2 protein-coding genes are annotated in these 1443 nt (G+C 44.5%); one reads left to right on the forward strand and one right to left on the reverse strand.

Features of this window, described 5'->3' with window-relative positions:
* The first annotated feature begins 472 nt into the window (after positions 1-472).
* Entirely contained in the window at positions 473-1333 is an 861-nt protein-coding gene (locus EHW58_RS15535) for an integron integrase (RefSeq protein ID WP_304610624.1), read from the forward strand.
* 9 nt (positions 1334-1342) lie between these two features.
* On the opposite strand, the gene EHW58_RS15920 is transcribed toward EHW58_RS15535, so the two are convergent.
* On the reverse strand, positions 1343-1443 hold a 101-nt coding region (locus EHW58_RS15920; RefSeq protein ID WP_152795353.1), incomplete at its 5' end, for a glycosyl transferase.

Raw genomic sequence — 1443 nt, forward strand, 5'->3', positions numbered from 1 at the left:
TTTAAATGTATCGATATCCACGGTATCTATCCCGAACTATTTTAGAATCGGCCTATATGATCACAGCCAGAGGTGATCGTCAAACCGATCCTTTTTTGGTCAAAAAACGTTCGCGATCTCGCCCTGCTACAAACACCGTATAACATTGTATTAGTGCGCGTGCTCGATTTGTCAAAACCGTTATACGCGTCTTTTTTCATCTAACTACCTATAATTAAACATATTTTTACCGCTTGAAGCAATCACCTTGTCTGCGAAAGTGTGCATGCCGTCTATCCCGGATAAGGCGTTCACACTATCCTCAAAGGCGAAGTTATAACCGTCTGATTATATTGAACTAAAGTTTTCTCTTTCGGCGATAATGTGAATGTGCCTCGAAAAAGCGTGCACACTATTTGGCTTTCTCTACCAATAAGCTGTATGAATAAACAGTCTTAGATGGAGGGAAAGGATCATGATCAAAAGCCCGTTTATGGCAAGCCTTCAGCACGAGATCAGGCGGCGAGGCTATGCGATCAAAACTGAGAAGAGTTACCTATACTGGGTGCGCCGATTTATCCTTTTCCATCATAAGCAACATCCGACAGAGCTCAGTGATGAGGATGTAAAAACGTTTCTGTCTTATTTGGCCAATGCGCAACAAATTTCACCGAATACGCAAAAGGTTGCACTCAATGCACTGGCCTTTCTATACAACCAGTTTTTAGACCAGCCGCTAGGTAAGATTGCATTTAGTCCGTCCAAAAAATCGCCGCGAATTCCAATTGTGCTCAGTAAAGAAGAAGTTGCCAGAATTTTTGCCTACCTTGGCGCAAGGGATAAGCTGATTTGTGGGCTTATGTACGGCAGTGGCCTACGCATCAATGAGTGCTTGAGGTTACGCATCAAGGATTTGGATTTTAATCATAACGCGATCACTGTTCATAATGGCAAAGGTGGAAAATCACGCACCACCTTGCTGCCTAATCAATTGGCTGGTGAGTTACATACATTATGTGAAAGAGCTGTCGACATTCAGCAAGGCGACAATCAAAAAGGTATCGGACCCTCCATGCCTTATGCGCTGGATAGAAAATACCCCAATGCATACCGCAAGACAGGCTGGATGTTTATTTTTCCTTCTTACAATTATTGCCACCACCCAGTGTCTAATAAGCTCTGCCGACATCATCTGCATGATTCCAATGTGCGTAAAGCCTTAAACCGTGCGGTGCAAAAGGCTGGCATCACCCATAAGCACGTTACCTGTCATACGTTTCGCCATAGCTTTGCCACACAGATGCTTTTGGCGGGTTACGATATTCGCACCATTCAAACCACGGAAAACGCATGAACATCTCCGTCATGAAAGGCTTCCCAGCACGGTCGCGAGGTACTCTTGGTCCATCGCGCACATCATTCGCTTGCGTTGAATGCCGGCTTTGAAACTCTTCTCTTGCTTTA

This window comes from Salinivibrio sp. VYel1 (assembly GCF_009377945.1).
GTDB classification, from domain to species: Bacteria; Pseudomonadota; Gammaproteobacteria; order Enterobacterales; family Vibrionaceae; genus Salinivibrio; species Salinivibrio siamensis.

Coding starts and splice junctions, on each gene's coding strand:
- EHW58_RS15535 (WP_304610624.1), top strand. CDS start 473: ATGGCAAGCCTTCAGCACGAGATCAGGCGGCGAGGCTATGCGATCAAA.